Raw genomic sequence first — 14259 nt, forward strand, 5'->3', positions numbered from 1 at the left:
CGTCCCGCCGCGTCGGGCGGCTCACGGCACGATCACGGTCATCGCGGTGCGTACGACCGTGAAGCCGAGCCGCTCGTAGAGGCGCCTGGCCGGGTTCCCCTCGGTGACGGCCAGGCCCAGCGTGGTCAGCCCGTCCGCCACCGCTCGCGCCTGCGCGCCGGCGAGCAGGAGCCCGCCGAGACCGCGCGGTGAGCGGGCCGGGTGGCGGAAGACCTCGGGCACCCAGGGCGTGCCGTCCCTGTCGGTGATCAGCACGCCCGCCACCACCTCGTCGCCGCGGTCCACGGCGAGCACACTGCACGGAAGCAGCCGCCCGATGATCCTTCCGCCGAGCAGCGGGGCCAGCTCCTCGTGGAGGGCCTTCGCCTCGTCGCGGGGATGGTGGTCGGGATGGCCGGGCGGGTAGGCGGCCCGCCACGCCGGGAACACCTGCTCGGCGGGCCGGTCGCAGGGCACGAACCTGAACCCCTCCGGGGGCTCGCCCGCCGCGATGGGGACGGCGCGCAGGTCGCAGGCCATCTCGTGGGCGTGCCGGACGAGGCGGGCGCCCCGGCGGACCAGCTCCTCCCCCAGCGCCGGGGGTGCGGAGACCGCCCAGCCCCGCAGCTCGGAGAAGATCACGTCGGCGGGTGCGGGGCCGATCACCTCGACCAGGTCGGCCCATGGGAGGCCGTCGCGGACGTCCTCGATGAAGGTGATCGCCGGGACGCCGTCCGGGCCGGCTCTGACCTGTCGTTCCTCGTTCATCCCTGGAAGGGTGGCCCGGCCGTGGCGCGAGGGGCAAACCGTTTTCCAATGAAAGACCCCGTCAGGAGCGTGCTCCTGACGGGGTCTTTCACGCAGGCCGGTGCCGGGTCGCCTCTCGGCGAAAGGCACAACGTGGCTCCAGCCGAACGGTAGTCCACGAAGGCTAAATTAGGTGAGGCCCGGGGACACCTGCACACCGGCCACGTGAGATGTAACCACACACCCCGTCTCGTTGTTCCCCACCTGCCAGATTTTTCGCGCGTCGTCAGGCGGCGATGGTGGCGTGCATCTCCCACACGAGGATCTCGGCGGCCTCGGTCGCGGTGACCTTCTGCCCGCCGGTCGCGGTGAAGCGCACGGCGTCACCGGCGCTCAGCGTGCCGGCGCCTTCGAGGGTGACCGCCCCACGGGGGACGAACAGGTGCAGGAACGGCGCCTCGGGCAGCTCCACGCTCTGGCCCGGCTGGAGCCGGGCGGCGTACAGCGCGGCGTAGCGGTTTTTGATGTGGATGGCCGCGGCGCCCTCGTGCTTGGCCATACCGGACGCGACCGGGACCAGGCCGCCCGACAGCAGCTCGCCCTCGATCTCCAGCTGCTCGTAGCCGGGGTCGATGCCGGCCTCGTCGGGAACCACCCACATCTGCACGAAGTGCACCGGGTCCTTGTGGGCGGCGCCGCCCTGGAGCCGCCAGGAGTCGTTCTTCTCCGAGTGCAGGATGCCGGTCCCGGCGCTCATCCGCTGGGCGAGACCGGGGTAGATGACCCCGTTGTGCCCCTCGGAGTCCTGGTGGACCAGGGAGCCCCGCAGCACCCACGTGACGATCTCCATGTCCCTGTGGGGATGGGTCTCGAACCCGGTGCCCGCGTTGACGATGTCGTCGTTGTTCACCAGCAGCAACCCGTGGTGGGTGTTGGCGGCGTCGTAGTGGCCCCCGAACGAGAAGGAGTGCTTGGAGTCGAGCCAGCCGATGTCGGTCTTGAAGCGCTCGTCGGCGCGGCGGACGTCCACGCTGGGAGAGAGCTGGCGCGTGGTCATGAGATGCCCCTTCCGGAAACGACCGGGGCGCGGATCCGGAGTTCGGTGGCGCCCGTGTACGACTCGCCCAACCTACATGACATGTCATTCATTCCCGAATTAGATGATGCGTCATTCACCTGGGTAGACTCGGGGCATGACCGGCCCTCGATGGCTCGACGACGACGAGCAGCGCGCATGGCGGTCGTATCTGCGGATGCAGGCGCGGCTCACGGCCCGGCTCAACCGTCAGCTGCAGGCCGACTCGGGCCTGTCCCTCGCGGACTACGACGTGCTGGTGCAGCTCACCGACACCCCGGACGGGCGCCTGCGGCCCTTCGAGCTCCAGCGGGACCTGCAGTGGGAGCAGAGCCGCCTGTCGCACCATCTGACCCGGATGCAGCGCCGAGGCCTGGTCGTGCGCGAGGAGTGCGCCGACGACGGCCGCGGGGCCTTCGTCGTGCTCACGGACGCCGGCCGCGACGCCATCGTCGCCGCCGCGCCCGGCCACGTGGAAACCGTACGGCGGCTGTTCTTCGACGGCCTCGACGCCGAGCAGGTCGCGACGCTGGAACGGCTGTCGGCGCGGGTGCTCGACCGGCTCGACCCCGGTGAAGAGCCGCCCGCGTGACGCTCAGGGAAGCGTGACGAACCTGCCGAGGAAGTGCCGCGCGGCGGGGGTGTCCAGGCGGTAGTCGTAGTTGGTCGCCTTGCAGGCGTCGTCGTCGCCGCTGATCGTGGTGGCCACGAGCACGTCGGAGGCGGGCCCGCCGAGGAAGTTGGGGCCGCCGGAGTCTCCGTAGCAGGTCCCGCCGTCGCCCTTGAAGGGGTTGACCGACAGCTTGAGCCATCCACGCGACAGGGACTCGAAGGAGATGGAGGCCTGGTTACGGGTGTCGGTGTAGGTGAACTTCCATCCGTGCCTGCTCTTCGTCGGGGCCTGCGCGCCGTACCCGACGGGGGTGAACCGCGCCGTCTCCAGGCTGCCGTCGGCCTTGAGCCTGTCGAGCATGCCCTCGGCGGGCAAGGTGGCGGGCTTGATTCCGGGCACGGCCGCGTCGAAGACGACCACAGCCATGTCGTACGGATCCGCCTTGTCGTCGTATCGCTCGTCGGGCACGTAGCGTCCCGTGTAGACGGCGTCCCCCGGCCCGTAGTGGCTGGAGAACGACACCCGCGCGGTCTTCTGCCCCCGCTCCCCGCAATGGGCCGCGGTCAGGAAGACGGTCGGCGAGATGAGGGTGCCGGTGCAGTACGACCAGGTGCCGTCGCCCAGCGGCTTGTCGGCGATGAGGGCCCCCACCTCCGGGTGGTCCACTCCGTCCAGGGAGCCGTTGGTGATGGCCCACGCGGGAGAGGCGACAGCCGCGACGAGTGCTGTCAAAATCACGACAAAGGGGACAAAACGCATCCACGAACTGTAATCGCCCTTGGGGCCGGGCACCCACTTCCGCCGGAAAGATCTACTCCATCATTGTCGGCGGACGAGGTCGCGGCGAGGTGCGGCCCTGCGGCTCGGCGTTGCAGGACGGGGCGCGTCGAGACATTTCGGGACGTCTGGAAATCGCCGCCCATACGCCGGGCGCGCAATAGCGCCGGCAGTCTCCATGAGCATTTCCCGGCCGAATTCCCGGCGGACAGAAAAGCCACGCACAATGGCTCCAGCCATTATGCGTGGCTCTTTTCGGCCGCCCTGGGAGCAGCGTTCCCCGGGCGTTCGCCGGCTATGTCAGCCGATCATCCTCCGGAACTCCCGGTGATGCCGGCTCATCCTCTCGTGACGGTGATGCCGGCCCATCCTCTCGTGACGCTGGTGACGTTCCCTGTCGTAGCGGTCGCGTCCGCGCTCCTCCCGGCCGTAGCGGTCGTGTTCCCTGCCGTAGCGGTCGTGCTCCCGCCCGTAGCGGTCGTGGCCCCGGCCGTAGCGGTCGTGCTCCCGGCCGTACCGGTCACGGTCACGCCCGCGGTCGGGGCCCGGAGGCGGCTGGGCGATGTTCGTCGTCGCGGTGCTGACCGCCGCCGTGTGGGTGCCGGAGGCTGCGGATGCTTGAGATGCCTGACCTGGCCCGAAGGTCAGGGCTGCCAGGAGGGCTGCGCCGAGCGGCAGTGTCAGTCGCTTGCCGTACATAAGCGGCTCCTCTCTCCGCATTCGCAAGGCGAATACGATTCGAATCCATCTTCGGCAGCGAAATCGCGGCGCGTCTAGACGAGTTGACCGACTATTGGGTTCGCGACCTGGACTCCATTCCAGTGCATGAAGGCATATATCCGGAACGGGTCGGAGGGCGGGGTTCTCGATCTACCGCCGCCCTACTCCCCTCAGGAGCCCGGCAGACGGAACCGGCGAGGTCGTCCGCCGACAAGGTCATCAGCATCGGGCGGGCAAGCCGGCCCCCCGGCGTCCTGAGACGGGTGCGGCCGGAAGGGCCACCGGTCAGGCGGGCGGGGCCGCGACGTGGTCGCGCCAGGTGTGCCGGGGCTCGAAGCCGAGCACGGCCCTGGCCCTGTCGACGCTCATCAGGGCCTCGAACTCGCCGAGCTCCTTTGTGATCTTCACGTCGGGGAAGACCTCGGCCATGAGCCGGGCCGAGGGGGTCGTCATGACCGTGTCGGCCGCCGCGATGATGACGCTGTCATGACCGGTGACGTCGGCGTCCAGCGCGAGCCGGGCGGCCAGCGCGCAGTCGCGCACGTCCACGTAGCTCCAGAGGTTGAACTTGCGCAGTGACGGGTCGTCCCAGAACGAGGGGAAGCGCTCGTAGCCGGCGGGCGTGATGACGTTGGACAGGCGCAGCCCGACGAACGGGATGCCGCTCCAGCCCGAGATGTGCTCCGCCATGGTCTCGGTGAGCACCTTCGACAACGCGTACGTCGTGGTGGGGTGAGGGTAGTGGTCCTCGTCCAGCGGCACGTAGCGGGGTGGGACGTCGAACTCCAGGCCGAGCGTCGTCTCACTGGACGCGTAGACCACCCGTCGCAGCCCCAGAGTCGCGGCGGCCAGGAACACGTTGCCGTTCATCGTCGTGTTGGCGGCCAGCGTACGGGCGGGCGGGACCAGCGTCGGAGCGGGGATGTTGGCGATGTGGACGACCGCGTCGGCTCCGGTCAGCACCTCGACCACATCGCCGTAGTCGGTGAGGTCGGCCCGCGTGTACTGGAAGTCGGGCCGCGACCACTGGGCGGGCAGCGTCGCCGGGTGCGGGACGACGTCGGTGGCGACGACACGGTGGCCATGGTCGAGCAGCTCGCCGACGACCGCGCCGCCCACCATGCCGGCGGCTCCGGTGACACAGATGATTTCGGACATTCCCCTATCTTCGCGGCTCCGGCGAGCTCGCGGACAAGGAGGGCTGCGCTGTCATACCGGTGACCGGGGTGACGGCGGGAGACCAGGAGACGTCGTCGAGAGGGCCCGTCGCCTGCGGCGGAAGGTCGAGGGCGAATCCGGCCAGGTTGCCGTGCAGCTGGTCCAGGTTGCGCGGGCCGATGATGACGGAGGTGACCCCCGGCCGCTGACGCACCCAGGCGATGGCGACGGCGGTGGGGGTCGTGCCGAGGTCGGTCGCGACCTTGCCGACCTCGCCGGCGATGCGCAGCGCGCGCTCGTTGAGCAGCCCGCCGGCCCAGGCGCGGGCCATCGGCGCGGGCGAGGCCAGCAGCCGGCCCATCCTGCTGTCGGCGTCCGGGGCGGCGACCTGGGCGTATCGTCCGGTGAGCACCCCACCGGCCAGTGGCGACCAGACCATCGTCCCCAGGCCGTGCCGCCGGCAGGCGGGCAGGATCTCCGCCTCGACGGCCCTGGCCACCAGCGAGTACTGCGGCTGGAGGCTGATGAAGGGGGTAACACCGAGACGCTCGGCGGCCCAGCGGGATTCCACGATCTGACTGGCCGTGAAGTTGGAGCAGCCGATGTAGCGGACCTTGCCCGCGCGCACGAATCCGTCAAGCGTGGCGAGGGTCTCCTCGACAGGAGTGTGCGGGTCCCACTGGTGGCACTGGTAGAGATCGATGTAGTCGGTGCCGAGCCTGCGCAGGCTGGCCTCAAGCGCCCTCGTCAGGTGGGCGCGCGACAGCCCGCGGTCGTTCGGGCCGGGGCCTGCGGGAAGGAACGCCTTGGTGGCGAGCACGACCGAGGCCCTTTTGCCGCTGATGGCGCGGCCCAGGATCTCTTCCGACTGACCGCCGGTGTAGACGTCGGCGGTGTCGACGAAGTTGTGCCCGAGGTCGAGGAAGGCGTCGACGACGCGCCTGGCCTCGGGCTCGTCACAACTGCCCACGCCGCCTCCGGTGCCGAAGTTCATCGTCCCCAGGCAGGCCGCGGAGACCCGCAGGCCCGAGCGGCCCAGCGTCCGGTAGTCCATCGAGAATGTCCTTCCATTCCAGATATAATCGGAACAAGCGTTCCGGTGAACATACGGAACAGGTGTTCCGTATGTCAATGCCCGATGGAAGGGACGACGATGAGCGGCGACGCCAAGCCGTTGCGTGCCGACGCCCGGCGCAATCAGGTCCGCGTGCTGGAAGCGGCCGAGGTGGTCCTGGCCCGCGACGGCCTGTCGGCCTCGATGCGCGCGATCGCCCAGCAGGCGGGGGTGGGCCTCGGCACGATCTACCGGCACTTCCCCACACAGGAGGCGCTCTACCAGGCCATCATCATCGAACGCATGCGCAGGCTCATCGCCGAGGCGGACGCGCTGGGCGCCTCGGACGACCCGGGGGCGGCCTTCTTCCTGTTTCTCACCCGCATCGTGGACAACGCCAAGCAGAAGAAGGCCCTGGCGGACGGGCTGGCCGACGCGGGCGTCGACCACAAGACCGGCCTGTCCGGCATCCGCCGCGAGATGCGCGACGCCATCAGAGCCCTGCTCACCCGCGCCCAGCGGTCCGGCACCGTACGCGACGACCTCGACATGCCCGAGGTCCTCGCCCTGCTGAGCGCCGTCTGCATGGCCGCCGAACGCAACCAGTGGTCCGCCGGCCTGCAATCGAGCGCGCTGGCACTGCTCTTCGACGGCTTCCGCCCTCACCGGGAGCGGTGACAGGCCTCTTTCCGCCGGCCGGGGCGCCGGTCACCCCTGGCTCGCGGCCCGCCGTCATGACCGCCCGGCCCGCCGTCCATGGCGGGCCGGACGGCGGAGCCGGTCAGGCGTTGGCGATGGTCCACTGGTTGTTGGTGCTGGCGTTCGGAGCCCACATCTGCACGGCGGAGCCGACCGTGGTGAGGCCGGCGCCGTCCAGCGCGGTGCCGGTGCCGCGGTTGATGATCTGGTAGCGGCCGTTGCCCATGCTGTTGAGCCGCCACTGCTGGTTGTTGCCGCCGTTCCAGGTCGTCTGCAGGCAGTTGGCCCCGTTGGCGGTGTTGCCCCAGCTGTCGGCGACCATGCCGTTGGTGCGGTTGACGATGCGGTACCAGCCGCTGCCCAGGCTCACCAGCTGCCACTGCAGGTTGGTGCTGCCGTCGTAGTTCCACTGCTTGAGCGGCGACGCCGAGGCGACGTTCCCGCCGCTGTCCAGGGCGAGGCCGGTGGCGGCGTTGAGTATCCGCGCCCAGCCCGTCGGGACGGTGCTCCCGCCCAGGGTGGGGATCTGCCCGTTGAAGGTCAGCTTGACCACGTACGCCGGGGCGCTGAACGGGGCGTTGGACGAGGGCATCGTGATGTGCAGAGCGGAACCGTCCTGCGTGCGGGTGGGCAGGTCGATGTACTGCCCCGCGGAGGAGCCCAGCAGCTGCACCGAGGCCAGCGTGCCCAGATTGATCCGGCCTGAGCCCAGGGTCGTGATGTTCAGCGTGCTGCCCGGCCAGCCCATCACGGTCGCGTACAGCACCGTGCCGGCCTTGTTGCGGGTGAACCGGATGTCGGTGTTGGTGCCTGCCCGCGGCGTGGTGAAGGAGCCGCCGCCCATCTGCGTGGGGCCCTCACCGAAGACCGACCAGGCCCGGGTGGAGTAGATGGACTCGCCGAAGCGCTTGAGGTAGTCGCCGATGCCCAGCAGCACCGTCCGCTGCCCGGAGGGGATGGTGCCGTCGGCCATGGGGGCGATGTTCAGCAGCATGGTGCCGTTCTTGCTGACCCGGTCGATCAGCGAGTGCAACATGGCGTTGAGCGAGTAGTAGCCGATGCCGACGGTGTAGCACCAGCTCGAACTGGAGATGCTGTCGTCGGTCAGCCAGTAGGGGGTCTGGATGCCGGCCGGCCCGCCGCGCTCGTAGTCGACGACCTCGCCCCTGGTGTTGAAGCCGTCCTTGTAGGTGGCGACGACGTCCTTGTTCCAGGCGACCGCGCGGTTGTAGTAGTACGACAGGAAGTCCAGCCGCCGCGATTCGGGCAGCTGGGACAGGTTGAAGTCCTGCCAGATGATGTCGGGCTGGTAGCCGTCGATCACCTCGCGGAGCTTGTCGTACCACAGTTGCTGGTGCGCGGCGGCGCCGAGCTGGCCGTACAGCTTCCTGAGCGTGGCGGTCGACTGCGCCGGCACCCATTCGTAGAAGCCGGTGAAGTTGTACGCGTGGTGCAGGGAGGCCAGCAGCTTCAGGCCCTTGGCCCGGATGGCGTCGGCGTGCAGCCGCAGCAGGTCGAGCCTGGGGCCCGTGGCGACGGAGTTCCACTCGTTCGCCGAGCTGTTCCACATCGAGTAGCCGTCGTGGTGCTCGGCCACCGGGCCGGCGAACTTGGCGCCCGCGTCGACGAAGAGCTGCGCCCACTCGTTGGGGTCGAAGTTGCCGCCGGCGGACTTCAGCTTGGGCGCGAACTGCACCCAGTTGCCGGCCTTGTCCCGCGCGCCGTTGATGAAGTTGTGATACGGCCACACCGAGGGATCACCGTAGACGCTCTTGTGGTGATTGTTCTCGTTCGAGCCGTTGTTGTACATGTTGCGGGGGTACCACTCGTTGGCGTACGCGGGGACGCTGAACACTCCCCAGTGGTAGTAGATGCCGAACTTGGCATCCTGGAACCACTCGGCGGCCGGCGGGTGCTGATCGACCGACGTCCAGCTCGCGCTGTAGCTCTGCGGGCCTTCGGTCGCCCAGGCGGTGCGGACTCCCAGCAGGCCGGCGGCCGCGACGCCTCCGGCCCCGGCGAGCAGTGTACGGCGGCTGAACTGGTACGAGGATGCCGACATGGAGAACCTTTCGAGACTGGGGGGAATCCTTCTAGGTCACTGCACCGCCGGCGCGGCCGGCCTCGCCGGCCGTGCGCTGAGTGGATGTCGTGCGCACATGTCCACGGATCGTCGAGGACCGGATGGTCCGCGGTCCCCACTGATCCGATCATTGTTATCGATAACATTCCTCGTCGGCCGGAAGGGAGGTCTCATCGGGTGAAGTCATCGAATTGGCGATGCGGCGAAAGCAAATACGACCCGGCAGGCCCCGTCAAGGTCGGCCTCATCGCCTCCCCGCCCCTGTCAGAGCCCCACGCCTCTCCCCTGCGGCGGTCACACCTACCGGGATGAGGTCGTGATGAAAGTTTCATTCTGGACACTTCCGCCCGGCGCACCCAGCGCGGCAGGCGAAGATCAACCGCGTACGGCCTCTCGCCGTACCGAGGCATCGCTACCCGTCCGCCCGGTCTATGCCTGAAATACACGTATCAACCGGTTAAGTCATCCGATCAACTGTGTTCGGCGCATCCGCGGGTCGCGGGAGCGGACGGCGGCTCAGGCTCAGGACTCCCGCGCCGCGTCGTAGGCGTCCCGCGCCTCGAAGACCTCGTCGAGGCTGCTTTCGACCCACCGGGTCAGCTCCCATACGCGCCCCGCGACCTCGTGGCCCATGGGCGTCAGCGAGTAGTCGACGCGCGGGGGGATGACGGGCTTGGCGTCGCGGTGGACGAAGCCGTCGCGTTCGAGTGCCTGGAGAGTCTGCGCGAGCATCTTCTCGCTCACGCCGCCGACCTTGCGGCGCAGCTCGCTGAAACGGTACGAGCGCCCCAGCAACGCGATCAGGACCAGCACGCCCCAGCGGCTGGTCACATGTTCCAGCACCACCCGTGACGGGCACCCCGCACGGCTGACGTCCGGCCACAGCTCCCGCATCCCGGCTTCCGGGCTCACCCTTACGTCCACGCCAGTACCTTACTCAAAAGTAGGTACTTACGGGAAGGGATGTACCGCTCGTACGGTGAGCTCCGGCGCGACCCGCGCTCCTGACACACGTCATCACGTCAACGGGATAGGGACACCTATGAGCATCATCATCACCGGGGCCACCGGACAGCTCGGCCGTATCGTCATCGCGGAGCTGCTGGCCGCCGGGGTGCCGGCGGGCGAGATCACGGCCGTCGCGCGCGACAAGGAGAAGGCCGCCGACCTGGCGGCGCGGGGCGTTCAGGTGCACATCGCCGACTACGACCAGCCGGACACGTTCGCCGGGGCGTTCCGGGCCGGCGACCGCGTGCTGCTCGTCTCCGGCACCGACATCGGCCGGCGCACGGCGCAGCACTCCGCGGTCATCGACGCGGCGAAGGCGGCGGGCGTGGCCCAGCTCGCGTACGTCGGCATCTTCGGCGGCCCCAAGGCGGACTTCCTGCTGGGCGACGAGCACCGCGCGACCGAGCAGCTGATCCTCGACTCCGGCCTGCCCTACACCTTCCTGCGCGACAACTGGTACTCGGAGATGTACCTCGGCGACCTGGCCGGCATCGTCGAGCGTGGCGCCGTCGTCACCAACGTCGCCCCGGGAAGCCGCATCGCCACCGCTCCGCGCAGGGACTACGCCGCGGCCGCCGCCGTGGTCATGCGTGAGGACGGGCATCTGAACACGGCGTACGAGCTGGGCGGCGACTCGGCGTGGTCGTTCGAGGAGTTCGCCGAGGAGGTCACGCGGCAGACCGGAAGGACCGTCGTCCACACCTCCGTCACCGCCGCCGAACGCAAGGCGATCCTCACCGGCGCGGGCGTCCCCGCCGCCTTCGCCGAGATCCTCGTGGACGTGGACGAGGCCATCGGCCGGGGAGCGCTGTCCGCGACACCGGGCGACCTGTCGCGACTCATCGGCCGCCCGACGACCCCCATCGCGGACTCGATCGCCGAGGCGCTGACGTCCGCGTCATCCTGAGGCGTCCGGCCCTCAACGCTCACACAAAGGCGAACGGAGACGCCCATCACGGGACGAGCAGCCCACATCGGGATTCGGACCCCCTGTGTGCCCAATATCGGGCTAGGAACATCACGGACATCTCCCTGTAACTGATCGTCTATACGGTCGCGTGCATTACCGGGTTCCACAAGGAGCGCTTGGTGCACAAAGTCCGATTCACCCTCACTGCTCTTTTCACCGTTTCTCTCACCATCCCCCTGACGCCGGCGGTGGCCCTGGCCAAGCCCCATCGGCCTCCCGTACTGGATCTGGAAACCCTGACCGGCGCCCAGGCCGAGGCCATGATGGCCAAGGGCCAGCTCACCTCCGTCGAGCTGACCCAGGCCTACCTCGACCGGATCGCGGCGCTGAACAAGCGCGGCCCGGGGCTGAACGCCGTGACGCAGCTCAACGCGGACGCGCTGAAGGAAGCGGCGCAGGCCGACCGGCAGCGGGCGGCCGGGCACGTCCTCGGGCCGGCGCACGGGCTGCCGATCCTCATGAAGGACCTCGTCGACGTCGCCGGCATGTACACCTCGGCCGGCAACTACTCGCTGCGCAAGTCGTATCCGGCGACGGACGCGGGCATCACGAAGAAGCTGCGCGAGCACGGGGTCGTGATCCTCGGCAAGCTGGGCCTGTCGGAGTTCGCCAACAGCTTCGGCAACCAGCCGTCCGGTTTCAGCAACCTCACCGGACAGGTCATCAACGGCATCGACGCCGACCAGAACCCCAGCGGCTCGTCGTCCGGAACCGGCGCCGCCATGGCGGCGGCCATGTCCACACTGGGCATCGGCACGGAGACGTCGGGCTCGATCATCAGCCCGTCGAGCACGCAGAGCCTCGTCGGCCTGCGGCCGACCGTCGGGCTCGTGCCGGGCTACGGCATCGCGCCGATCAGCGCGTCGCAGGACACGGCGGGCCCGATGGTCCGCAGCGTCTCGGACGCCGCGATGACGCTCGCATCGATCGCCGGGCCCGACCCGGGCAGCGACGCGGAGTACAGCGCGATCTTCGGGCCCGACTACCTCGCCACCGGCGTCATCCCCACGCCGCCCGCGCAGGTGCCGGACTACATGGCGGCCCTCGACACCGGCTTCGTCAAGGGCAAGAAGATCGGCTTCAACGGCACGCTCACCGACGGCAGCCCGCTCAAGGCCGCGTACGACGCGCTGACCGCCGCGGGCGCGATCATGGTGCCGCGGCCGACGACGACCATCGGCACCCTGCCGGCGCTGCCCGCCGGATACGAGCAGCACAAGACCATCGACGAGTACTACAAGCGCCTCGGCCCGCAGGCGCCGATCCAGTCGCTGGCCCAGGAGATCACCGACAACCAGGCCAACGCCCAGCAGGCCCTGAAGTTCGGCAACGCCAACCACGTCAGCGCGGGGCTCGCCGACATCACCCCCGGCGGGGCCAACGAGACCGCGTACCGGGCGAACCTGCCCGTACGCAAGGCCGCCTGGCACAAGGCCATCGACGACATGATGACCTACACCAACTCCGACCCGGCCCAGCCGGCGGACCCCGTGATCGCGATCCTCGGCAGCGTTCCCAACGCGCCGCAGGCCGGATACCCCTCGATCACGATCCCCATGGGATACGCCGCCACGACCCGCCGCGCGGTCAACGTGCAGGTCCACGGCAACGCGTACGACGAGTACAACCTGATCGGCGTCGGGTACGTCATCGAGCAGGCCACCCACCTGCGCCAGACGGCCGGTTCGGTGAACCCGAGCATGTACCGCTGCGCGAAGACGGTCCCCGCCGAGCCCTTCGCCGGGCGCGGCCACTGCAACCCCGACTACGACACGATCATGCACATGATCGGCCAAGCCCCCCGGCCGCTGCCGTTCTCGCTGGAGACCGAGTCGGCTCAGAGCCTCAGCGCCCGGCTCGCCGCCGGCACGCTGAGCTCGGAGGACCTCGTCAAGGCCTACCTCTACCGGATCGCGCTGACCAACGCCGAGGGGCCGGCCACCCAGGCGGTCCGCTCGATCAATCCGGACGCCGTCAAGGAGGCCCGCGCGCTCGACAAGGATCGGAACAAGAAGGACAACAAGCATCCGCGCGGTCCCTTGTACGGCCTGCCCGTCCTGCTCAACGACGGGTTCGACGTCGAATCGCTGGCGACGACGGGTGGCTCGATCGCCCTGCAGGACCTCCAGCCGGGCCGCGACTCGACGGTGGCGGCCAAGCTCAAGGCGGCCGGAGCCATCATCCTCGGCAAGACGAACATCTCCGAGCTGAACGGCGTCTTCGACGCGAACATGCCGAAGGGATACTCCTCACTCGCCGGTCAGGTGCTCCTGCCGTCCGACACCGACAAGACCCCGGCCGGTTCGTCCGCCGGTTCGGCGGCGGCGACGGCCTCCGGGCTGGCGGCGTTCACCGTCGGCATGGAGACGTCGACCGACTCGGCCCAGCTCGTCGCCCCCGCAGACGCGGCCGGCGTCGTCGGCCTGAAGCCGACGGTCGGCCTGGTCAGCCGCACCGGAGTCCTTCCGGTCGCCCGGTCGCAGGACGCTCCCGGGCCGATCAGCCGCACCGTCTACGACGCCGCGAGCGCGCTCACGGTGATCGCCGGACCGGACAAGGCCGACCCTGCGACGGCGGGAGCGCCCGTCAAGGACTACACGGCGGGTCTGTCCCCGACCGCGCTCAAGGGCAAGAAGATCGCCATCGTGGACAACGCGGCAGTGCCGTACGCCGCGGCGGTGACGGCCCTGCAGGCGCTCGGGACCACGGCGACGCAGGTGACGATCGGCACGCCGAACCCCGACCCGGCGAGCATCGTGCCGAGCGAGTTCAAGCGCGACCTGAACATCTACCTGTCCGGCATCCGGCGCGGTCCGGGAGCCCGGTCGCTCCAGGCCGTCATCGACTACAACAACGCCAACCCCGTGGAAGGGCTGAAGTACCAGCAGGGCCAGCTTCTCGCCGCCCAGGCCGTCGACCTGTCCGACCCCGCCACCGGCGCGGCGTACAAGGCCGACCTCGATGCGGGCAGGTCGTCGAGCCGGGCGCTCATCGACAACGTCCTCACCAACGGGACGCCGGACGACAAGTCGGACGACTTCGACGCCGTCATGGTGCCGGGCGGCAGCCCGCTCATCGGTTACGCCGACCGCGCCGGCTATCCGGCGCTGACGCTCCCCGCCGGGTACGGCGCGACCGCCAGCTCCTCGGGCCACAACCCTGTCGGCGTCACCCTCGTCGGCACGGCCTTCAGCGAGTCCACCCTCCTCGCCGACGGCTACGCCCTGGAGCAGGCGACGAACGTCCGCCTCGCGCCCAGTTACACCAACCCGAGCATGTGGCGGTGCGTGCCCGGCAGCACGTTCTTCACCGGGGAGCTGTGCAACCCCGGCGACCGTCTCCTCGAATCCCGCCGCTGACCCCATCCTCCAGGGCC

At 69.5% G+C, this 14259-nt stretch carries 12 protein-coding genes; 4 read left to right on the forward strand and 8 right to left on the reverse strand.

Going from position 1 to position 14259, the window contains the following annotated elements:
• Positions 1–21: 21 nt before the first annotated feature.
• Positions 22–747, reverse strand: coding sequence for a GNAT family N-acetyltransferase (locus tag AB0B72_RS32895; protein ID WP_367743210.1), 726 nt, complete (start codon positions 745–747; stop codon positions 22–24).
• Positions 748–1012: 265 nt separating this feature from the next.
• Entirely contained in the window at positions 1013–1783 is a 771-nt protein-coding gene (locus AB0B72_RS32900) for a pirin family protein (protein WP_367743211.1), read from the reverse strand.
• A 136-nt stretch (positions 1784–1919) separates the two neighbouring features.
• On the opposite strand from AB0B72_RS32900, the gene AB0B72_RS32905 reads away from it, so the two are divergent.
• Positions 1920–2393 (forward strand): MarR family winged helix-turn-helix transcriptional regulator, encoded by a 474-nt coding sequence (locus AB0B72_RS32905; protein ID WP_367743212.1) that lies wholly within the window; start codon positions 1920–1922, stop codon positions 2391–2393.
• Between the two features lie 3 nt (positions 2394–2396).
• Here the strand turns inward: AB0B72_RS32905 and AB0B72_RS32910 are convergent, their stop codons facing one another.
• The 4 genes from AB0B72_RS32910 to AB0B72_RS32925 all read right to left on the reverse strand — a co-directional run bounded on the left by AB0B72_RS32910 (position 2397) and on the right by AB0B72_RS32925 (position 6123).
• On the reverse strand, positions 2397–3173 hold the full coding sequence (locus AB0B72_RS32910; protein ID WP_367743214.1) for a trypsin-like serine protease: 777 nt from the start codon (positions 3171–3173) through the stop codon (positions 2397–2399).
• A gap of 318 nt (positions 3174–3491) precedes the next feature.
• On the reverse strand, positions 3492–3890 hold the full coding sequence (locus tag AB0B72_RS32915; protein ID WP_367743215.1) for a hypothetical protein: 399 nt from the start codon (positions 3888–3890) through the stop codon (positions 3492–3494).
• A gap of 306 nt (positions 3891–4196) precedes the next feature.
• Positions 4197–5069 (reverse strand): NAD-dependent epimerase/dehydratase family protein, encoded by an 873-nt coding sequence (locus tag AB0B72_RS32920; protein WP_367743216.1) that lies wholly within the window; start codon positions 5067–5069, stop codon positions 4197–4199.
• Between the two features lie 4 nt (positions 5070–5073).
• Positions 5074–6123, reverse strand: coding sequence for an aldo/keto reductase (locus AB0B72_RS32925; RefSeq protein WP_367743217.1), 1050 nt, complete (start codon positions 6121–6123; stop codon positions 5074–5076).
• Positions 6124–6207: 84 nt separating this feature from the next.
• On the opposite strand from AB0B72_RS32925, the gene AB0B72_RS32930 reads away from it, so the two are divergent.
• Positions 6208–6801 carry a TetR/AcrR family transcriptional regulator gene (locus AB0B72_RS32930; RefSeq protein ID WP_367743218.1) on the forward strand — a complete coding sequence of 198 codons (594 nt, stop codon included), beginning with the start codon at positions 6208–6210 and terminating at the stop codon, positions 6799–6801.
• A 103-nt stretch (positions 6802–6904) separates the two neighbouring features.
• Here AB0B72_RS32930 and AB0B72_RS32935 read toward each other — a convergent pair whose 3' ends face one another.
• Both AB0B72_RS32935 and AB0B72_RS32940 read right to left on the reverse strand, forming a co-directional pair.
• Positions 6905–8884, reverse strand: a complete 1980-nt coding sequence (locus AB0B72_RS32935; protein ID WP_367743219.1) for an alpha-L-fucosidase — start codon at positions 8882–8884, stop codon at positions 6905–6907.
• A gap of 543 nt (positions 8885–9427) precedes the next feature.
• Positions 9428–9829, reverse strand: a complete 402-nt coding sequence (locus AB0B72_RS32940) for a winged helix-turn-helix transcriptional regulator (protein WP_367743220.1) — start codon at positions 9827–9829, stop codon at positions 9428–9430.
• Positions 9830–9947: 118 nt separating this feature from the next.
• Here AB0B72_RS32940 and AB0B72_RS32945 point away from each other — a divergent pair, with 118 nt between their 5' ends.
• Both AB0B72_RS32945 and AB0B72_RS32950 read left to right on the forward strand, forming a co-directional pair.
• Positions 9948–10820 (forward strand): SDR family oxidoreductase, encoded by an 873-nt coding sequence (locus tag AB0B72_RS32945; protein ID WP_367743221.1) that lies wholly within the window; start codon positions 9948–9950, stop codon positions 10818–10820.
• A 182-nt stretch (positions 10821–11002) separates the two neighbouring features.
• Positions 11003–14242 (forward strand): amidase family protein, encoded by a 3240-nt coding sequence (locus AB0B72_RS32950; RefSeq protein WP_367743223.1) that lies wholly within the window; start codon positions 11003–11005, stop codon positions 14240–14242.
• The last annotated feature ends 17 nt before the right edge of the window (positions 14243–14259 follow it).

It is taken from the genome of Microbispora sp. NPDC049125 (genome assembly GCF_040802045.1).
Taxonomy (GTDB): domain Bacteria; phylum Actinomycetota; class Actinomycetes; order Streptosporangiales; family Streptosporangiaceae; genus Microbispora.

Excerpts from the sequence above, each read along its gene's own strand:
- AB0B72_RS32910 (WP_367743214.1), bottom strand. The coding sequence starts at position 3,173 with ATGCGTTTTGTCCCCTTTGTCGTGATTTTGACAGCACTCGTCGCGGCT.
- AB0B72_RS32900 (WP_367743211.1), bottom strand. The coding sequence starts at position 1,783 with ATGACCACGCGCCAGCTCTCTCCCAGCGTGGACGTCCGCCGCGCCGAC.
- AB0B72_RS32895 (WP_367743210.1), bottom strand. The coding sequence starts at position 747 with ATGAACGAGGAACGACAGGTCAGAGCCGGCCCGGACGGCGTCCCGGCG.
- AB0B72_RS32945 (WP_367743221.1), top strand. The coding sequence starts at position 9,948 with ATGAGCATCATCATCACCGGGGCCACCGGACAGCTCGGCCGTATCGTC.
- AB0B72_RS32935 (WP_367743219.1), bottom strand. The coding sequence starts at position 8,884 with ATGTCGGCATCCTCGTACCAGTTCAGCCGCCGTACACTGCTCGCCGGG.
- AB0B72_RS32920 (WP_367743216.1), bottom strand. The coding sequence starts at position 5,069 with ATGTCCGAAATCATCTGTGTCACCGGAGCCGCCGGCATGGTGGGCGGC.
- AB0B72_RS32925 (WP_367743217.1), bottom strand. The coding sequence starts at position 6,123 with ATGGACTACCGGACGCTGGGCCGCTCGGGCCTGCGGGTCTCCGCGGCC.
- AB0B72_RS32930 (WP_367743218.1), top strand. The coding sequence starts at position 6,208 with ATGGAAGGGACGACGATGAGCGGCGACGCCAAGCCGTTGCGTGCCGAC.
- AB0B72_RS32915 (WP_367743215.1), bottom strand. The coding sequence starts at position 3,890 with ATGTACGGCAAGCGACTGACACTGCCGCTCGGCGCAGCCCTCCTGGCA.
- AB0B72_RS32905 (WP_367743212.1), top strand. The coding sequence starts at position 1,920 with ATGACCGGCCCTCGATGGCTCGACGACGACGAGCAGCGCGCATGGCGG.